The organism is Gordonia sp. SID5947 (assembly GCF_009862785.1).
In the GTDB taxonomy this organism is placed as follows: domain Bacteria; phylum Actinomycetota; class Actinomycetes; order Mycobacteriales; family Mycobacteriaceae; genus Gordonia.
Genome location: NZ_WWHU01000001.1, coordinates 1,804,198 through 1,822,752, shown reverse-complemented (window position 1 = coordinate 1,822,752; position 18,555 = coordinate 1,804,198). Strand labels below are relative to the sequence as shown.

The window sequence follows — 18,555 nt, the reverse complement described above, 5'->3', positions numbered from 1 at the left end:
GTGGGCGGTCTCAGTGAGCGGTCGTCATGACGCCGGGGTCGTGGCCGGCGGCGCCGGCGTCGAGGAAGTGACCGACTCCTGCGGGGCTGCCGGCCGCTGAGAATCCGGGGCCTCGGACCCTCCGGTGTCGGCGGTGTCAGCAGGCGGTGCGGGGACCGTCGTCCCGACGTCGGTGCTGCCGCCCGGAGCGGCCGTCGGGTCCGATGCGTCGCTGGGCGTCGTCGATGCCTGCGAGGAACCTGATGTGGCAGTGGCGCTCGACGATGCGGCCGAACTCGACGACGCCGTGGCCTCGGTCGTGGCGGCCAGAACCTCGGGTGTCAGAGCCGGTGACGCCTTCGCAGCGACCATGGCCGCCTGGGTGGCCTTGGCCGCCCCATCGGGGTCGGGGCTTCCCGAAGCGCTGACGAGCTGAACCTTCTCGGTGACCGGCGGCGTGCTGCGCAAGGCCTCGAGGACATGGTCCTTGCCGTCGGCGAGTCCACGGCCCCAGTTCTCCCAGGTGTGCCCACCGTAGTTGGGGAGAGAGATGACCGATGCCCCGGTCTGTGCAGCTTGCAGCTGCATCAACACGGTCGAGACGGCCGACAGGATCTCCAGTGCCATGGCACTGATCTGGTCCTGCTGCGACAGCTTCGCCATCTCACTCGCGGTGAGGAAACCGTTGCCCGAGGAAATGATCAAGGTCTGACCGTTCTCCTTGAGCTTGTCCACGTTCTTCGACGGATCGTTGTCGGTCCATCGCTGGCTGCCCGGCTGTCCCCACATGTTGACGATGCCGTTGGTGTAGTTCGACACCAACGTCTGGGAACCGAACACGCCGAGCGCGCCGAGCGGGTTGTCGGTCTGGTAGTACCCCGACATCGCCTGCACGACCTTGAACTGCTCGGGATGACGCTCGGCGAGCGTGACCGCCGGACCACCCGACATCGACAGGCCGACGATCGCGTTGTTGCTCTTGCTGACGCCGAAGTTCTCGGCCAGGTAGTCGGGAAGCTCCTCGGTCAGGAAGGTCTCTTCCTTGATGGTGGTGTTCTTGTCACCGGCGCCCGCATCCCAGTCCGTGTAGAACGACGACGCGCCACCGACCGGCATCACCAAGGTGGTGTCGCTCGCGGCGTCGTAGACCTTCGCCGCCTGCACATCGGTGGTCCAGGCTGATCGTTCCTCGCTCGCGCGCATGCCATCGAGCAGGTAGACGCCGTTGTCGCTGCCGCTCGACGCCCGGATCTGCACGATCACGAACTTGTTCTGGGACGCCGACCACACCTTGCAGTTCTGGACGAAGTTGCCGGACTTGTCCCAGGTGCAACCCTCGCGAAGGACCTCGGGGTGCCCGGTGAGCGCGGACGCCTCGTTGCCGCCGGAGATCAGCGAACTGATGCCGAAGAGGCCGAGGCTGAGGGCGACGATCACGGCGACGCCTGCGAGACGGCGACGTCCGCTGCGGCGGGGACGTGCGGCAGTCGTCGAGCTGGGTACCTCATTGGGCGAGACCTGCCACCCTTCGGCGACCAGATTCGGATCCATGGATTCCGGAGGGATGGGCATGAGACTCCTGACAGATGAAAGCGATGTCCCCCGACGCACGGACCTCCGTCGCGGAGGACTTCCGTGATGACTGATCTGTCGTTGCGTGGCGGGCGGGCGTTACACGAGTTCGTCTCGGTGGGTGTCGCTGTGAAATTGCTGTGAGGTGCGAGGATCGCGACTCGCCGGGTGCGTCCTCACGACGATTTGGCCCGCGCCGACGATCCGTCTGTGGCATGTTCGGTGCGGAGGAGCCGCACGCCCGATCGGAGATCGCGATGACACGATGGTTGCTGGTGTTCGGCTCCGCCGCACTCGTCTGTCTCGGACTCCTCACCGTGCCGGTTCCGGCGCAGGCGACACCGCTGCCCTCCGCGGACCCGTTCTATCGGCCCGGCGCGGATCTGCCGGCACTCAGTCCTGGCGCTGTGCTGCGGACCCGACCGGTGGCGTTCGTCGCGTCCGGCGTGACCGTTCCGGTGTCGTCGACGCAGGTGCTCTACCGCAGCAACGACGACGCCGGAGCGCCCATCGCAGGCGTCACCACCGTGCTGCGACCAGCCACGGCCAATGGTCGGATCGTCTCGTTCCACATGGCCTATGACGCGCTGGGACCACAGTGCGATCCCTCCTACACGTTGCAGGGCAACAAGCCGAGCCGCGCTGGGCAGTTCGAGGAGGTGGCCATCGGTGGCTACCTGGCCGCCGGATATACCGTCGCCGTCCCGGATTATGAAGGGCAACAACAGGAATGGACGATCGGTCGGCAATCGGGCCATCTGGCCCTGGACGGGATCCGAGCGGCAGAGTCGGTGCTGGGGTTGCCGGCGTCCACGCCGGTCGGGATGGTCGGATACTCGGGTGGGTCGGTACCCACCGGGTTCGGAGCCGAACTCGCGCCGAGCTACGCCCCTGAACTGGCGCTCGTCGGCGCGGCGGCCGGCGGCGTACCGGTTGACCTCGCCCATAATCTTCCATACATCAGCGGCAGCAAGGACTGGGCGGGTGTGATGCCGGCACTCGTCGTCGCGTATGGGCGTGCCTACGATCTGGATCTCGCGTCGTTTCTGTCGCCGTACGGCCACCGCCTCGTGGGCACCGTTCGGGATGAGTGCATCATCGACTTCGCCGGCGATTACCCGGGTCTCACCGATGCGCAGATGGTCCGCGCGCCGTACCGCGGCTTCTTGCAGGTTCCCTCCGTCCGGGCGGCCATCGCGCGCAACGTGATGGGCTCGGCCGGTACACCGGTGGTGCCGATGATGCTCGGGGTGGGGAAGAAGGACTCGATCGGCGACGGGGTGATGGTGGCCGCCGACGTCGCCGGACTCGCCCGTCGGTACTGCGCGCGCAACGTTCCGACACGGTTTCACCTCTACCGGGGCGATTCCCACAGCACCGCGTTCATTCCGTTCGAGCGTGACGCCGCGGCTTTCCTGAACGAACGATTCGCCGGACGGCCGACCGGAGGCTGCTGACGCCCGTCGATCCACCGAGATGCCGTCAATGCATTCCGTCGAATAACCGATGTGCCCACGTGCGGAAGGGCGCATTCTTGGTGAATGCGCGGGACGGGCGCTCCCGCGTCGAACTTTCCGAGAGGCGATCCGCATGTCAACCACGTCACCGACCCCGCCCGGCCCGCACCCGTCGACATGGCACATCACGCCCACCTCTCGGGCGTGTTTGCGCCGCAACGCGAGGAGGTTGACATCAACGATCTCGAGGTCGACGGGGAGATCCCCGACGACCTGCACGGCACCTATCTGCGGAACGGGCCCAACCCGCGATTCGATCCGATCGGCTCGTATGTCTATCCGCTCGACGGAGACGCGATGGTGCATCGACTCGAGATCGCCGACGGCGCTGCGCACTATCGGAACCGGTTCGTCCGGACACCGATGGTGCTGGCCGAAGAGAGGGCCGGCCACGCGATCTGGTCGGGCCTCACCGATGGATACACGCCATCGGCCGACGAGGTCGGTCCCGACCTCGCCGGGACATTTCGGCAACTGCCGGACATCAACATCGTGCAGCACGCCGGGCGGCTGCTCGCGATGGCAGAGTCCGACCAACCGTATCGCCTCGATCCGGCCGGGCTCGGCACGATCGGCCGCGACAGTTGCGATGGCGCCATGGCGGTCGGGAGTACCGCCCACCCGAAGATCGATCCGTCGACGGGGGAGCTGGTGCTCTTCAACTACCTCCTCGAGGCGCCCTATCTCACCTGGGCGGTGATCGGGCCGGACGGGACAACCCGCCGGCCTCCCACCCCCGTGGAGGGTGTCGACCGGCCGCTGATGATCCATGACATGGCCTTGACCACGCGCTACATCGTGCTGTTCCTGTGTCCGCTCGTCTTCGACGTCGGCGCGATGCTGAACGGAGGGTCGCTGTTGCAGTGGCATCCTGAGTCGGGCACCCGCATCGCGCTGATACCGCGCGACGGTGGCTCGATCCGCTGGGTCGACTCCGAACCGATGTGGGTGTGGCACTTCGCCAATGCCTTCGACACCGATGGCGATCAAGCGTCGGGAGGTGACACGGTGACCGTCGATTACGTGGAATGGACGTATCCCGGGGCGTTTGCGGATATGCCGCGGGCGGCGTCGTCGACGCTCGTGCGGGCGATTCTCGATCCGGCGCGGGGCACCATCACGCGCACGGTTCTGGGCGAGAGCGTCGATGTGGAGTTCCCACGGGTGGACGACCGCCGGCTCACGCTGCCGCATTCACGGGTCGCAACCGTCGGCAGGAGCGGCGGCGACACCGGGGATCGCGACAGCCTGTGGTTCCATGATCTGCAGGCCGGAACCGAAACCTGTTGGCGCCCAGGCGTTGCCATTGGCGAGCCGATCTACATGCCGGGGGAACGGCACGACTACTGGGGTGCGTTCGGCACCGATCCGGACGACTTGACGTCGTCGTTCTACGTGCTCGCCGCCGAGGATCCGGCCGCCGGACCACTGGCGACCGTCCGTATGCCGATTCGGGTCCCGGCGGGCCTGCACGGGGCGTGGCTACCGGCCGGCGAGCCGGTCGAAGCCGTTCCGCCGATCGGGTAGTCCCTGCGGTGGTGGTGCTCGCCGATCGAGTAGGCACCGAGCGGGGCGAGGCGCCGTATCGAGATCCCTTGTGTCGCCAAGTGGTCTCGATACGCGCTCGCTCCGTTCGCCGCTACTCGACCGGCGATGGGATCACGGGTGGACGCTTTGCTCAGGCGTCATAGCCCAGGATCGACTTGACCTCCAGGAACTCGTCGAACGCGTAGTCGCCCCACTCACGGCCGTTGCCGCTTTGCTTGTATCCGCCGAACGGTGCCGACGGATCGAGCTGCGCGCCGTTGAGCGAGATCGACCCTGCGCGGATGCGCGAACCGACCTTGCGGACCTCGTCGACATCCTTGCCCGAGACATAGCCCGCGAGACCGTATTCGGTGTCGTTGGCGATCTCGATGGCGTTGTCGATCGAGTCGTAACCGATCATGACCAGCACCGGGCCGAAGATCTCGGTGCGCGCGATGTCCATGTCGTTGGTGACGTCGGAGAACACGGTCGGCCGGACGTAGTACCCCGTCGGCAGCTCGTCCGGACGTCCCGGCCCACCGAACACCACGTTGGCGCCCTCTTCGATACCTCGCTCGATGAGTCCCTGGACCTTCTCGAACTGCGGCTCCGACACCACGGGCCCCATACGGACGTCGGTGCTCGGATCACCGACGGTCAGGGACGGCAGGACCGACTTCGCGGCCTCGGCGGCCTCGGCCATCCGTGCCTTGGGGACCAGCATGCGGGTCGGCGCGTTACACGACTGCCCGGAGTTCATCATCATCGCAGCCACGCCGCCGCCCACATTGGTGGCGAAGTCCTCGTCGTCGAGGATGATGTTGGGGCTCTTGCCCCGAGTTCCTGGGCGACTCGCTTCACGGTCGGTGCGGCGTTCTTGGCGACCTCGATGCCGGCGCGGGTGCTGCCGGTGAACGACACCATGTCGATGTCAGGATGCGACGCGAGGGCCGCGCCGACGCCCGGTCCGTCGCCGTTGACGAGATTGAAGACACCGGCGGGAACGCCTGCGGCATCGAAGATCTCGGCCACGATGGCGGCGCTGAACGGGGCCACCTCGGACGGCTTGAGCACCATGGTGCAACCGGTCGCGAGCGCCGGCGCAACCTTGACCATGACCTGATTCAGCGGCCAGTTCCACGGCGTGATGAAACCGCAGACGCCGATCGGCTCCTTGACGATCCGCGACGACCCGCGATCCTCGGAGAAGCTGAAGGTGGGCAGCTGAGCGGCGGCGGTCATCAGGTGGGCGAGTCCGATGGGAACCTGGACGTTGTTGGCCAACCCGTTCGGGGCGCCCATCTCCTCGGTCACCGCGGCGGCGAGGTCCCCCATCCGCTTCTGGTATTCCGCGACCACGGCGTTGAGGATCTGTACGCGCTCGTCGACGCTGGTCTGGCTCCAGGTGGCGAACGCCTTGCGCGCCGCTTTCACCGCGGTGTCCACGTCAGCGGCTGTGCCGAGTGCCACATGGCCCGCGGCCTTCTCGGTTGCCGGGTTGATCACGTCGATCAGATTGAGCTCTGTGGGCTCCACCCACTGACCGTCGATGTAGAACTTGCTGATTTCGCGCACGGTGATCCTCCATATCCGCGGGGTGTTGTCGACACCACACTATGCCTGCCTGCAGAGTGTGGGGCGAGCCTTTGGGGAAACAGTTGTTGTCAGATGCGGGTGGCGGTGTGTCCGCCGCCCACAAGTTCTGATTGTGGGCACACAAGGTGCGGACGTCTACCGTCGTGCGGCTTCCGCGGCGAGGGTTGAGCCATGACCACCACCGCCATTCTCGATCGCCGGTTCCTCGGCGAGCTCGACCGCCCGGGCCGGGTGTTCGAGCACATCACCCCCAACTGGTTTGCCGCCGTGATGGGGACCGGGATCGTCGCCAATGCAGCGGTCTCACTCCCTCTTCAGTCGGGACTGCTGGTGGCATTCGCCACGATGATCTGGGTGCTGGCCGCGGTCCTGCTCGTCACGATCGGCACGGCGTTTGCGGTGCACTGGATCCGGCATCCAGACACCGCGCGACGCTATGCGGCCGACCCGGTGATGTCACAGTTCTATGGCGCCGTGCCGATGGCGGTGCTCACCGTCGGGGCCGGAGCTGTGCATCTCGGCGTTCCGCTGCTGGGACCTACCGCGGCGGTCGGGATGGGCGCGGTGCTGTGGGTGGCGGGAACGGTACTCGGTGTGGCGACCAGTGTCTGGGTGCCTTTCGCGATGATGATCCGCCCGCGGACGCAGGAGGTGCGTGCGCTTCCGGCGTGGCTGATGCCGGTGGTGCCGCCCATGGTGTCCGCGACGACGGGCGCGGCATTGTTGCCCCACGTCCCGGAAGGCCAAGCGAGACTTGCGATGTTGTCGCTGTGCTACGCACTGTTCGGCCTGAGCTTGACGCTCGGCGTGATGACCTTGACGATGATCTATTCGCGATTGATCCACGGTGGGGTGCCGGCCGCACAGTCGGCGCCCACGGTGTGGATCACGCTCGGGATGATCGGTCAGTCCATCGCGGCCGCAAATCTGCTCGGCGCGCAGGCCGCGCTCGTCTTCGCTGGGGCGATGGCGCCGATAGCGCTGGGGCTCAAGGTCTTCGGGATCATCTACGGTCTCGCAATGGGTGGTTTCGGTGCCGCGATGTTCGCGCTCGCGACGGCGATCACCGTTCGCACGATCCGTCAGGGGTTGCCGTTCGCGCTCACCTGGTGGAGTTTCACGTTCCCCGTCGGGACGTGCGTGATGGGCCTGAGCGCACTCGGTGTCACCCTGAACGCAGCTCCGATCCGCGGGCTCGCCGACGCGCTGTACGTGGTGCTGACGATCGCCTGGGGCATCGTGGCCACGCGGACCGTGCACGCCGCGTACACCGGAACGGTGTTCCGCCCGGCGTGATGTGCGGACCGGTCAGGAGACGCGCCGCAACCGGATTGCGCGTGACGCCGACGCGGCGGCCGCGGCGATCGCGAGCACGATCATCGGCGCGACGATTCCGGCCGACGGCTCGATGGTGGTCAGCAGTACGGGCAACCCGAAGCCGAGATAGCAGGCCACGTAGAAGATGCCGGTCACCGCGCCACGGCTACGTCGCGGGGCGAACGCCTCCACATCTGTCAGCCCGTCGCGCAGACACAGCCCGTAGGCGAGCCCCAGCACCACCGCGGTCACCGCGAACAACAACATCGACGGGTGGCCACCCGCGACGGCCGACAATGTGAACCCGGCGGCGGCGAGCGCAGCGCCGACGACACCCGCCACCCGGCCGACCCCGGCCCGCCGGACGACGAACTGGACGATCACACCGGACCCGAGACTCAGGGCAGCGGCCACCCCGGGCACCCACGGGCCGTCATAGCGGTCGCTGATGCGGTGGGCCATCACGACCACCGCGACCGTCACCGACGAGAACACCCAGAGTGCCATCGGCACCGACCAGGACAACGCTTTCGCGACCGACCGGCCGTCGACGTCATCGACGTCGGTGAGCGGATGGTCGTGCCGGGCGGGAGTCACCGGAGTCAGGGCGAATCCCGCGGTCGCCACCACGAGCGAGACGATCCCGCTGAGCGCGAAGGGGAGCTCGGCGGGGTGAGGCGCGAACTCGGCGAGCAGTCCCGTGATCACCGGGCCGATGGCAAAACCGGTGGTGAGCAGCGCGCCGGCCAACGTGGCGCCGGTCTTGCCGCGCAGGTCGGCGGCCCAGGCGGTGCCGGCGCTGATCGTCAGCCCGGCGCCGAGACCGACCACGAGCCGGCCGACGAGGACGCCGGCCTGGTCGTGCCAGCCGATCATCATGAGGTTGCCGATGCCGGCAAGGAGGGCGCCGGTCAGCACCACAGGTCGTCGTCCGGCGCGGTCCGACAGCGAGCCGCCGCCGAAGAGTCCGGGCAGGAGGCCGATCGCATAGATACCGAAGGCGCCGTCGAGGATCGCGGTCGGCAACCCCTCGTCGGCCTTGAGTACCGGGATCATCGAAGCGAAATGATTGGCGCCCCAACCGGTCGCGAACAGGACGGCGAGGATGGCCGGCAGCGCGAACCGCTTGGCCGGACTTTCGGCAGTGTGCATCGAAACCGATTCTGCCGGTTATAGGGTTGGCGGACCGCACCGGTACCGACAGCAGATTGGAACGCCGACGATGGCAGTGAACGTGCAGGACTTCCACCCCGACTTGCAGCGGATGGCACGTTTTTTGCCCCGGGGCATCGTCGGACCGCGGACCCTCCCGTTGATACGGGTCGTGCAGAACGGAATGGGGCGACTGAGCCGGGATTCCGATGTGGAGGTCCACTCACTTCCGTCGGGCGGGGAGGCCCGGGTGTTCCGGCCGGCCGGCGTGACCGGTGACGCTCCGGCGTTGCTCTGGATCCACGGGGGTGGGTATGTCATGGGGAGGGCGCAACACGATGACGCCCTCTGCCGCAGGTTCAGCCGCGATCTCGGGGCCGTCGTGGTGTCCGTCGACTATCGGCTGGCGCCCGAGCATCCCTTTCCGGCGCCGCTCGACGACTGCCACGAGGCGCTCGACCTGCTGCACGATCTCGACGGCGTTGCCGACGGACAGTTCGCCATCGGCGGGGCCAGTGCGGGTGGCGGGCTCGCGGCACAGTTGGCTCTGCGGATCCGTGACCGGGAAGGGCCCACACCTGCCCTGCAACTGCTCGTCTACCCGATGCTCGACGACCGGACCGTGCGCACTTCTGTCGACGAGGCGGATCTGCGGATATGGCACGCGAAGTCCAACCGATTCGGTTGGGACAGCTATCTCGGCGGCGCAGATCCGGAGGTCGTCGCGCCCGCTCGACGCGACGACCTCAGCGGTCTGGCCCCCGCATGGATCGGCGTCGGCGGAATGGACCTCTTTCACGACGAGGACCTGCGGTACGCCGACCGGCTCCGGGCGGCCGGGGTCCCGTGTGACGTCGAAGTCATCCCCGGCGCCTTTCACGGATTCGATCTCGTCAATCCCGAAGCGGCGGTGTCGCGCGAGTTCTTCCGACTTCAATCAGCCGCGCTGCGGGCCGCCTTCCACGGTCGGGAATGACCGCCTTTCGCTAGCCGATACTGCTGGCCACCGCGACGACGACACCGGCCACCACCAGCACCAGCACGACGACCGCCGCCACGATTGCACGGTTCCTGCGATGGTGGGTGATCGCGTTGACCGCCAGTCCGATGCCGACCAGGATGGCGGCCGCGTAGATGGCGATGGCCAGGGTCAGCACGGCCGCATCGGCATCGGCCATGGCAACGATCATCGGTTGGCTCATGTGTCGAGTAGACCACGGAGCCGAAGGCGGGCGGTCGTCGACGATTGCGCACGCGGTCGCACCGTGAGAACATCATTCTCGTGAAGCAGAACTGCATTCTTGGTCGACGGTTGGCAACTCGGTGACGACGCCACGACTCGAGGTCATCCGCAGCGTATTGGTGCGCGGTGACAAGGGCTTTCGTATGGAGTTCGTCGCCAGGGCGGCAGTACCTTCACTGCGTCGATGCTGGGCGGTTCCGTCATGACCAGCACTGTCGGTGTCGTCACCGGCGCGGGTCGTGGCATGGGATCAGAGTGTGCCGGGCGACTAGCGGACACGGTGGACAGAATGCTGCTCGTCGACGTCGACGACGCCGCCGTGACCGCGGTCGCGCACCGGCTGTCCCGCGAAGGGGAGAGGGTGGTGGAACCGTTCGTCCTCGACATCACCGATGTGGAGGGGCTCGGCAGGCTCGCCGCTCGTGTGAGTGAGCTGGGCGCGCTTCGGGCGGTGGCGCATGTCGCCGGGATCTCGCCGACGATGGCCGACTGGCGACGAATCCTCACGGTCGATCTCATCGGCACGGCGTCGTTGGCCGACGCCTTGCGACCGTTGGCAACCGGGGTCACAGCCTGGGTGTGCTTCGCTTCGATGGCGCCGGTGATCGGGGGCCTGACAATAGATTCGGACACGGCAGATGCGCTCGACGATCCTCTGCACGATCATTTTCTGGATCGGCTCCGCGCGAGCGTGGGACCGATGGTCGAGCAGCCCGGGGTCGCGTACTCGTTGGCGAAGCTCGGTGTCCAGCGCTTCGTGCAGCAAGAAGCAGTGCGGCTCGGCCCGGTCGGCGGGCGCATCTGCTCGATCTCCCCGGGGCTCATCGACACCCCGCAGGGGCGGCAGGAGGCGGCCGGCAATCCTCGGATGGCCGCCTGGGCACAGCAGACGCCGTTGCAGCGCCTCGGGCGCGCCGACGAGGTGGCCGCGGTGGCCGAATTCCTGTTGTCGGATGCGGCGAGCTTCCTCAGCGGGATCGATCTGCTCGTCGACGGCGGCCTGTGCGCTGCGGTCCGCGGACCCCAGCCGGTCGTCGAGGCGGGTGCCACCTGATCAGCGGTCCACTCGACCAGGCATGCGCAGTGCCTCCCGCCGGCGCCGAACCGACACCGTGCGGGTGAGAGTCCACCGGCCGGATCGTGCCGCGCCCCGACTGCCTGCCTTCGTCACTCACATGTGGCCAGAAGAGTTGTCCGACTGGGAAATCGATGGCGGCGGCGGTCCGGTCCTGGTCGACGCGGAAGCCGGCCGTCTCGAGGAGACGCGTTCGGTGGCCCGCCCTCATGGCGTGCACCGAGTAGCCTCGTCGGCATGGCCCCGCGTGCTCTGACACCCGTTGCGCTGCACGGATATCGACGTTCGTGGTTGCGCGGTGATGTCATCGCGGGGGTCACCCTGGCGGCGGTGGCCATCCCGGAGTGTATGGGTTACAGCTCGATCGCCCATGTCCCGATCGTGGCGGGGCTGTACACGATCATCCTTCCTGCCATCGCGTTCGCGCTGCTGGGTGCATCGCGGATGCTCGTGGTCGGCGCCGACTCCGCGACTGCCGCGTTGCTGGCGTCGGGAATCGCCGGCCTCGGCGTGGCGGCACTGACCCCAGACACCGAGGAGTGGCTGGCATGGGCAGGCATCATCGCCGTGGTCACCGGGGTCTTCCTCGCGGTCGCGCGACTCTTCCGGCTGGGCTTCCTCGGCGACTTCCTTTCCAGCGCAGTGCTCGTCGGTTTTCTCGCGGGGACCGGGGTCAGTGTGCTGACCGGCCAGATCCCCGACATGCTCGGAATCCCCGAATCGGAGGGAGACGTGTGGGGACGGTGGGCATCGATCGTCACGCATCTCGGGTCGATCGACGCCATGTCGACCGCCTTTGCCGCCGCGACCCTCGCCATCCTCGTCGGCGCACGGCGATTTGTGCCGCGCGTCCCGGCCGCGATCATCGTGGTGATCGGTTCGATCGTCGTCGTCTCCGGGTTCGGGTGGGCCGGTGAACTGGACGTGGTCGGACCCCTGCACGGCGGCCTGCCGCGGTTCGGGTGGCCGCAGGCCGTCGACGCCGACGATCTCGCAAAGGCGGCGACCGTCGCGTTCGGCTGCGCGGTGGTCATTCTGGCCCAGAGTGCGGCCACGGCACGGAGCTTCGCCCAGAAGCACGGCGAGGCGGCGGACGTCAACCGCGACATCGTCGGACTGTCCGTCGCCAACATCGTCGCCGGGTTGAGCTCGACCTTCGTCGTCAACGGCAGTCCGACCAAGACCCAGATTCTCGATGAACAACGTGGCCGAACCCAGGTCGCCTCCCTGACGATGGCCGCGGTGACGCTGGTGGTGGTCGTCTTCCTCGACGATGCGCTTGCCGATCTGCCGCATGCGGTGCTGTCGGCGATCGTGTTCCTGGTCGCCGTGAACCTGATCGATCTGCATGCCTTCCGGCGAATCTGGCAGATCCGCCGCATCGAGTTCGGGATCGCCGTGTGCACCGCCGTCGTGGTCCTGATCGTCGGCGTGCAGAACGGTATCCTGACCGCGATGGTCGTCTCGCTGCTCGAGATCATCCGCCGTCAGTACCGGCCGGAGCGATTTGTGGTCGGCGTCAGTGACCACGGTCGGGCCCGCCGGTATCAGCGCGCGCGGCCCGGGCAGCAGTCGCTGCCGGGGCTCATCGTCTTCCGGTATGACGCAGACCTGTTCTATGCCAACGTGAGTCGTTTCGCCGACGACGTGATGTCCCTCATCGGGGCGGCGCCGGACCCGGTTCGGTGGCTGGTCCTCGACTGCACGTCGATCACGGATGTCGACTACTCCGCGTCCTCGGTGCTCGGCGACCTGATCACCTTCGTCCACTCGCATGACGCCCACTTCGTCCTCGCCGGCGTGGATCCCGAGCTGCAGGGCACCCTGCTCACCGAGGGGCTGATCGGCGACCTCGACCCCGACCACGTCTATCCGACGGTCGGTGCCGCGGTCCGTGCTTACGAAGCCGCCCATCCCGACGTGGTGGAACCTTGATACCCGCCCGCGTCGCCCAGACGACGGCGGCCATCGCCGCGACCCGATCGAGCACCCAGAAGCCGACTCCGCGCTCTCCGCGACGAGGCACAGCCGGGAGATCGTCGCCTTTTGCCAGAGGCCCAAGAAGCCTGGCCAACCCTCTGACCAGCACTCCCTCGGTGCCCCCAGTCGGACTCGAACCGACACTGGGCGGATTTTAAGTCCGCTGCCTCTGCCAATTGGGCTATAGGGGCCGACGCACCCCGCAAGAATCGGGAACACGCCCTATCAGGATGGCATGGGGGAGAACGCCGGACGAACACCGGGGAGCGGTCACATTCCGATCGATCGAGGCGGAACCCTTCCCCCACGGGCAGAACCGCCGGGGGAAGCGATCGGACCCCGCCGGGACGGCCGCCGAACGGTCAGACGATGCCGCTCGGTGCCCTGCGGGTTCCCGGTTGCTGCCGCGGCATGCGATTGGGCGGGACCGGGTAGGGCCGTCCGCGGCCGAGAGTGCCCGCGGCGACATTCGGTCCGCAGCCGATCAGCGCGTTCTGGGCGCCGGGGACCGGGTCGCCGAATCGCGGACGGGTGGCATCGGGGCGGTGGGCGAAGTCGAAGGCAGAAGTCATGTCGCCGACGGTCTTTCGACGCCACGGCGTCAGGTTCGGGACGTCCACACCGAACCGCCGCTCGATCAATCGGAGCTGGGAGGTGTGATCGAACGTCTCCGATGCCACCAGGCCGCCCCGGCTGTACGGCGAGATGACGAAACACGGAACCCGGTAGCCCAGGCCGATCGGCCCGCGGATGCCCTCCGACGACGCGACCTTCCCGAGGTCGGGCACGCTGACGTACTCGCCCGCGGTTCCCGGCGGTGGCGTCGGCGGGGTGACATGGTCGAAGAAACCGCCGTTCTCGTCGTAGGAGACGATGAGCGCGGTCTTCTCCCACACAGCGGGGTTGGCGGTCAGGATGTTCAGGAGCTCGACGATGCCCACGGCGCCGAGTGCGGCGGGGAGGGCCGGGTGTTCGCAGTTGATCGCGGAGGGGATCACCCAGGACACCTTGGGAAGGCGGCCGGCGGCCACGTCCGCGGCGAAGTCGTTCGGATAGGTGGGCGCGATGCCGCGCCGGGACAGCTCCGAGGCGGGATTCCGGGCCTGTGTGAAACAGCCCATCATCCCGTCGAGTACCACCGACGACACCGGACCGAGATCGCGGTTGTTGAAGATCTTCCAGCTCACCCCCGCGTCGCGCAGGTTTTCTGGCATGGTGCGCCACGAGTAGACGAACTTCGTTATCAGCGTGGGAGTTTCGAGCAGTGGGCCGCCATGGGTGCCGGCCGGGTCGATGCTCGCGCTCATCCAATAGAGGCGGTTGGGGTCGGTGGGGCCGAGGACCGAGCAGTGGTAGCTGTCGCACAGGGTGAACGCCTCGGCGAGTGATCGGTGAACCGGGATGTCCTCGCGCTCGTAGTAACCCATCAGTGCGGGTGCATTCGCCGGTCCGACCGACTTGATCGACATCGGCAGCCAGCCGTCGTTGCGGCCACCGTTCCACGCCCGGTGCATACCTTGCCACGAATGGTCCGGATCGTTGATGCACTCACCGTCGAGGTTCGCGTCGTTGCGGGTGTCGAGCCGAAACGGCATGGTGTGGCCGCGAGCGGTCGGACCGACGCCGGGCGCCCAGCCGCGTTGCTTCCACGCCGACGACTTCTCGCCGAATCCCCTGACACCGGAATAGGTCCCGAAGTAGTGGTCGAACGACCGGTTCTCCTGCATGAAAAGGACGATGTGCTCGATGTCCTTCAATGAGCCGGTGCCGGCCGGGTCGGCCGATGCGTAGGCGCGGTCGATGATCGGTGCGGCCCACGACGTCAGCAGGGCCCCGCCGCCGACGGCTCCCACCCGGGCGAGGAACTCGCGACGTGACAGACCGGCAAATGGCGTATCCGCCATGTTCGATTCCCCTCGGCAGACGGTGCCTGTGAGCTGTTCAGGCCGGGTCAGTGTACTCGCTGAAACCGTACTGTCGGTGCGGTCCGATCGCGGCGAATTCGAACAGACCGTCACCGGATTCCTCTGTCGCACCGTCGAAAAGGACGAAACGGGCGTAGTGGTCGGTGACGCAGAACATCTTCATGGTCGGATCGAGTTCGGACACCTTCAAGTGGAGGTCCTCGACCTTCTCCTCGCCCTGCCACATACCGTGTCGCCAGTCGGGTTCGAGGCCGTAGCCGGTACCGAACGCCAGATAATTGGCCAGTCGGGGGACACAGGTGACGGTGGTGACCTCGCCGGATGGCCGGGTGAACGTCAGTGTCGCCTCAGCTGTTTCACGCGTGCCCGGGACGAAGGTGATCTGGTGGGACACGTGCCCGAGCCATTCGGGTTCCCGATCGGGGTCGCGCCAGACCCGTCGGGCATCATCCATCACGCGCTCGCCGGTCTCGGTCTCCTGGATGACGACGACGATCGAGTGATCGACGAACTCCATCACCGAATAGATCCAGAAGAACGTCCCGGAGATGCTCGCGTCCGCGCGGCGGCCGGGTGGTTCGGCCTCGCCCACCGGGCGGACACCCCATGACCGGTCACGATTGCCGCGCCACTGGTCGGGCTCGACGTCGAATCGCGTGCCGTCGACGGTCAGTTCTCCGGACCACTTGCCCACCTGGACGAAACGCTGCGTGTCGAAGGTGACGCGCTCGATCTGTCGCACGAAGTGTCGAGGTTCGAGGGCTGCGGGACCGGTGGCATCGAAGGTGAGATCGAAGGAGAGGTCGCCGTGGCCGGCATCCAGGGCGACACGCAGACGCGCCAGCCCATCGAGGATCTCGACGGTGAAGGGGCCGACACGCAGGTCGCTGCGGTCAGCTCCGAGAGCGCGCGACGCCCGCACCACGATGTGCTCGTCGCGATGACGGACCACGGCGAAGCAGTCGGTGACGCCGAGATTGGGATAGACCCCGAGGCCGACAACGAGCCACGGCGAGTCGGATTCGGGCCCATGGCAATTGAAGTAGTAGCGGTCGTAGAAGTTGCGGTCGGAGGTCTGGACGTGCCGGATGACCTCGGCGACCTGATGGATGGGGTAGTCGTCCATGGGGGAGAGCATCTATCGGACCTTCTCCCAGTAGGTGCCCGCGAGCATGGCTTCGAGGGTTGCACGGTGCAGGATCATGTCGTCGGGATCGGCAGGGTCTTCTGCCTGGCCGAAGTGGATGGCGCGTGACTGGATTCGATACATCACCACCGCGTGGATGAGGGCTGCATAGGTGATGTAGAAGTCGAGATCGAGAGGCTGATGACCGCTGTGGCGATGGTAGGCCTCGGCCACCTCGTCGCGACGGAGAAAATCGGGAAGTCCCGGGAGACCGGCCATCTCTGCCAGGTCCTGGAAGAATCGGTGCAAGAAGATCATCCACGCCACGTCCAACTCGCGTGGACCGTATGTCGCCATCTCCCAGTCGAGTACCGCGGCGGGTGTGAAGTCCTGGTAGATGATGTTGCCGATCCTGGCATCGCCCCACGAGAGCACGGGGGCGGTCTCGTCCGGGACGTTCTCGTCGACCCACGCGAAGCCTCGCTCGATCAAGCCCGATCCTGCGCGACCTTCGGCTGCCCACGAATAGAATTCGCGCAGACGTCGGATGTGTGCACGCAGCGGCGTCTCCTGCGGTCCCGGCTGATCGAGCAGTTCCGACGGTATGGGTGCGGAGTGGATCATCGCGAGAGTCTCGATGGTCTTCTCGGTCAACATGTCCCGCTGTGCCGGGGTCGCCTCGGTCATCCAGGAGCCGAACGTGTAGGGCATCACGTCCGGCGGCACCTGACCATCGACGCGGCCCATGATGAAGAACGGGGCGCCGAGCGGTCGGGGATCGGGTTCGGACCAGTAGAGCTTCGGAAGTGCCACATGGGTACTCGACGACACGTGATCGATGATCCGGAACTGGCGGTCGAGGTCATACGTCGGGAACACCGGATCGCTCTCTGGGAGCGGGGCCACCCGGACGACGAGCGGGTGCTCGGTGTCGTCCCAGCGCGCGTCGAGGACGATCGTCTCGCTCGACATGCCGTTCGCCGATGGGATCTCCAGACGTGTGACGGCCACCGGCGCGTCGACGACGGTGTTCAACCAATCCTCGAGACGGGCACGGAGCCAGTCGGGGTCGCGGCGCGACGACGTGGGCCGTGCGACCTCGTTGGGGTCTGCTGAATCGGTATCCGGCATGAGGCCATCCATGGGGCGAGTGCGGGTGGGACGGACAGAATTGGAACACGTTCCACCCCTCCTTGTCTGCCGACTCGGCGAGATCGTCGGTGGACCGGTGGTCGGCTCGGACCGGCCTGGCCACGCCGGGGAACGCCGACGCGCGGGATGGTGCTTGACCTGCGCACATGTACTGGTCACCATGGGTGATATGGACGCCGCGTCGGTCACCGGGGCGCGCAATTGGGATGCGGTCCGGCAGCGTCACCCCGAGATGGTGGATCGCCTCGAGGTCGGTCTCGCGCGGTCCGACGTCGCCGCGGACGCGGTGATCGCGCAGATGTACGAGCGCGGGCTCTCGTGGACAGGATTGCTCGCGTCGGTCGAGGCCGGGGCCGACGATCCGGGGACGCCTCCGGCGCTGGCCCGTCTGATCCGATCGGCGAGCGAGCCGCCGCAGTGGTTCGATCCTGCGTTGGCCGAAGCCGGTGCGCGCGCATGGTGGCGATTCGGCACACTGCAGTCGTCGACGCTGTACCAGTCGCTGATCTACGGGTACAAGGCTCAGGGGTTCGTCCGACCGCTGGCCGCCACGGGCAGGCTTGGCGACGGGACCCTCGAACGGGTCCAGAACACCGCGCGCTGGGTGGCCGAGGCGACCACGCCGGGAGCGATGCGCCCGGGCTCGACCGGGTGGGTGGCGACCATCCGTATCCGGCTGTTGCACGCCCTGATCCGCGACCATCTGTTGGCCGACCGCAGTGACACCGGCGAGCAGTGGGACACCGACTCCTGGGGTGTTCCGATCAACCAGACCTATTCGGCCCTGACGATCAGCGGGGGCTTCCTGGTGCTGCCCCTGATCGTCGCGCGCGATCTCGGGATTCGCTACAGCAGCGCCGAACGCGAGGCGATCACCCATCTGTGGCGATGGATCGGTTGGGTGATCGGTGTCGACGACGAATGGCTGCCGTCCGACTTCGCCGCGGCGCGTGAACTGTTCGCGGTGGCGGCCGAGTTCGAACTGCAACCCGACGCGGCGTCGAAGACCTTGACCCGGGCCCTGCTGCGGGATGGCTACGACCTGCAGAATGCGATCCCGCTGCCTGGGCCGCTGGTGTCGATGATGGGCCTCGTGATCAAACCGGTTCTCTCCACGTCGTTCTCGTCGATCAGCACCCGGTGGATGGAGCAACCCGCGGCGGTGGCAATGGGTCTGCGTCGAACCCCGCTGCATCACCTGGTGGACGTCGCCCGCCCGGCCGTCCGCCTGCGCGAGGTCTTGCGCGCAACCGGTCTGCTGGGGTCGGAAAGCACTGTCGTCCGTAGGGAATTGAGGACCGTACGCCGAGGACTCGGCCTGCCCGCTCACGACGTCGAACCGTTGACCGAAGTCGGTTAATGCTGATAACTTAACGCCGGTAACCAACCGGTGG

Annotated in this window: 13 protein-coding genes, 1 tRNA gene and 1 pseudogene; 7 read left to right on the top strand and 8 right to left on the bottom strand. The window is 67.1% G+C overall.

Annotation, left to right across the window (positions count from 1 at the left end; translation table 11 throughout):
- Nucleotides 1–24 precede the first annotated feature (24 nt).
- Nucleotides 25–1,551: an alpha/beta hydrolase family protein gene (locus GTV32_RS08415; RefSeq protein WP_237421499.1), complete on the bottom strand. Its 1,527-nt coding sequence runs from the start codon at nucleotides 1,549–1,551 to the stop codon at nucleotides 25–27.
- Nucleotides 1,552–1,808: 257 nt separating this feature from the next.
- Here GTV32_RS08415 and GTV32_RS08410 point away from each other — a divergent pair, with 257 nt between their 5' ends.
- Together GTV32_RS08410 and GTV32_RS08405 are read left to right on the top strand one after the other, a co-directional pair.
- On the top strand, nucleotides 1,809–3,008 hold the full coding sequence (locus GTV32_RS08410) for a lipase family protein (RefSeq protein ID WP_161059758.1): 1,200 nt from the start codon (nucleotides 1,809–1,811) through the stop codon (nucleotides 3,006–3,008).
- A 177-nt stretch (nucleotides 3,009–3,185) separates the two neighbouring features.
- The gene (locus GTV32_RS08405) at nucleotides 3,186–4,595 is read left to right on the top strand and encodes a carotenoid oxygenase family protein (protein ID WP_237421760.1); all 1,410 of its coding nucleotides are present in this window, start codon (nucleotides 3,186–3,188) and stop codon (nucleotides 4,593–4,595) included.
- Between the two features lie 151 nt (nucleotides 4,596–4,746).
- Here the strand turns inward: GTV32_RS08405 and GTV32_RS08400 are convergent.
- Nucleotides 4,747–6,170, bottom strand: a pseudogene (locus GTV32_RS08400) (aldehyde dehydrogenase family protein).
- 192 nt (nucleotides 6,171–6,362) lie between these two features.
- Between GTV32_RS08400 and GTV32_RS08395 the strand changes: the two are divergent.
- Entirely contained in the window at nucleotides 6,363–7,487 is a 1,125-nt protein-coding gene (locus GTV32_RS08395) for a TDT family transporter (protein ID WP_161059756.1), read from the top strand.
- Between the two features lie 12 nt (nucleotides 7,488–7,499).
- On the opposite strand, the gene GTV32_RS08390 is transcribed toward GTV32_RS08395, so the two are convergent.
- On the bottom strand, nucleotides 7,500–8,660 hold the full coding sequence (locus GTV32_RS08390; protein ID WP_161059755.1) for an MFS transporter: 1,161 nt from the start codon (nucleotides 8,658–8,660) through the stop codon (nucleotides 7,500–7,502).
- Between the two features lie 70 nt (nucleotides 8,661–8,730).
- Between GTV32_RS08390 and GTV32_RS08385 the strand changes: the two genes are divergently transcribed.
- Nucleotides 8,731–9,636, top strand: coding sequence for an alpha/beta hydrolase (locus GTV32_RS08385; RefSeq protein ID WP_161059754.1), 906 nt, complete (start codon nucleotides 8,731–8,733; stop codon nucleotides 9,634–9,636).
- A 10-nt stretch (nucleotides 9,637–9,646) separates the two neighbouring features.
- Here GTV32_RS08385 and GTV32_RS08380 read toward each other — a convergent pair whose 3' ends face one another.
- Complete coding sequence (locus GTV32_RS08380) at nucleotides 9,647–9,862, bottom strand: hypothetical protein (protein ID WP_161059753.1); 216 nt, start codon at nucleotides 9,860–9,862, stop codon at nucleotides 9,647–9,649.
- Nucleotides 9,863–10,105: 243 nt separating this feature from the next.
- On the opposite strand from GTV32_RS08380, the gene GTV32_RS08375 reads away from it, so the two are divergent.
- Both GTV32_RS08375 and GTV32_RS08370 read left to right on the top strand, forming a co-directional pair.
- Nucleotides 10,106–10,957, top strand: coding sequence for an SDR family oxidoreductase (locus GTV32_RS08375; protein WP_237421498.1), 852 nt, complete (start codon nucleotides 10,106–10,108; stop codon nucleotides 10,955–10,957).
- Nucleotides 10,958–11,215: 258 nt separating this feature from the next.
- Nucleotides 11,216–12,913 (top strand): SulP family inorganic anion transporter, encoded by a 1,698-nt coding sequence (locus tag GTV32_RS08370; protein WP_161059751.1) that lies wholly within the window; start codon nucleotides 11,216–11,218, stop codon nucleotides 12,911–12,913.
- Between the two features lie 162 nt (nucleotides 12,914–13,075).
- Here GTV32_RS08370 and GTV32_RS08365 read toward each other — a convergent pair.
- From GTV32_RS08365 to GTV32_RS08350, 4 genes are all read right to left on the bottom strand, one after another.
- A tRNA-Leu gene (locus GTV32_RS08365) sits at nucleotides 13,076–13,149 on the bottom strand.
- Nucleotides 13,150–13,320: 171 nt separating this feature from the next.
- Nucleotides 13,321–14,862, bottom strand: coding sequence for a phospholipase C (locus GTV32_RS08360; protein WP_161059750.1), 1,542 nt, complete (start codon nucleotides 14,860–14,862; stop codon nucleotides 13,321–13,323).
- A gap of 37 nt (nucleotides 14,863–14,899) precedes the next feature.
- Nucleotides 14,900–16,021, bottom strand: coding sequence for a hypothetical protein (locus GTV32_RS08355; protein ID WP_161059749.1), 1,122 nt, complete (start codon nucleotides 16,019–16,021; stop codon nucleotides 14,900–14,902).
- A complete protein-coding gene (locus GTV32_RS08350; RefSeq protein ID WP_161059748.1) occupies nucleotides 16,022–17,140 on the bottom strand; it encodes a phosphotransferase family protein in 1,119 nt (372 codons plus the stop codon). It abuts the gene before it with no gap.
- Between the two features lie 181 nt (nucleotides 17,141–17,321).
- Between GTV32_RS08350 and GTV32_RS08345 the strand changes: the two genes are divergently transcribed.
- On the top strand, nucleotides 17,322–18,521 hold the full coding sequence (locus GTV32_RS08345) for an oxygenase MpaB family protein (RefSeq protein ID WP_343287256.1): 1,200 nt from the start codon (nucleotides 17,322–17,324) through the stop codon (nucleotides 18,519–18,521).
- Nucleotides 18,522–18,555: the final 34 nt, after the last annotated feature.

Bases quoted from the DNA above. Each gene is read 5' to 3' on its own strand.
- GTV32_RS08415 (WP_237421499.1), bottom strand. From the start codon at position 1,551: ATGCCCATCCCTCCGGAATCCATGGATCCGAATCTGGTCGCCGAAGGG.
- GTV32_RS08410 (WP_161059758.1), top strand. From the start codon at position 1,809: ATGACACGATGGTTGCTGGTGTTCGGCTCCGCCGCACTCGTCTGTCTC.
- GTV32_RS08405 (WP_237421760.1), top strand. From the start codon at position 3,186: ATGGCACATCACGCCCACCTCTCGGGCGTGTTTGCGCCGCAACGCGAG.
- GTV32_RS08395 (WP_161059756.1), top strand. From the start codon at position 6,363: ATGACCACCACCGCCATTCTCGATCGCCGGTTCCTCGGCGAGCTCGAC.
- GTV32_RS08390 (WP_161059755.1), bottom strand. From the start codon at position 8,660: ATGCACACTGCCGAAAGTCCGGCCAAGCGGTTCGCGCTGCCGGCCATC.
- GTV32_RS08385 (WP_161059754.1), top strand. From the start codon at position 8,731: ATGGCAGTGAACGTGCAGGACTTCCACCCCGACTTGCAGCGGATGGCA.
- GTV32_RS08380 (WP_161059753.1), bottom strand. From the start codon at position 9,862: ATGAGCCAACCGATGATCGTTGCCATGGCCGATGCCGATGCGGCCGTG.
- GTV32_RS08375 (WP_237421498.1), top strand. From the start codon at position 10,106: ATGACCAGCACTGTCGGTGTCGTCACCGGCGCGGGTCGTGGCATGGGA.
- GTV32_RS08370 (WP_161059751.1), top strand. From the start codon at position 11,216: ATGGCCCCGCGTGCTCTGACACCCGTTGCGCTGCACGGATATCGACGT.
- GTV32_RS08360 (WP_161059750.1), bottom strand. From the start codon at position 14,862: ATGGCGGATACGCCATTTGCCGGTCTGTCACGTCGCGAGTTCCTCGCC.
- GTV32_RS08355 (WP_161059749.1), bottom strand. From the start codon at position 16,021: ATGCTCTCCCCCATGGACGACTACCCCATCCATCAGGTCGCCGAGGTC.
- GTV32_RS08350 (WP_161059748.1), bottom strand. From the start codon at position 17,140: ATGCCGGATACCGATTCAGCAGACCCCAACGAGGTCGCACGGCCCACG.
- GTV32_RS08345 (WP_343287256.1), top strand. From the start codon at position 17,322: ATGGGTGATATGGACGCCGCGTCGGTCACCGGGGCGCGCAATTGGGAT.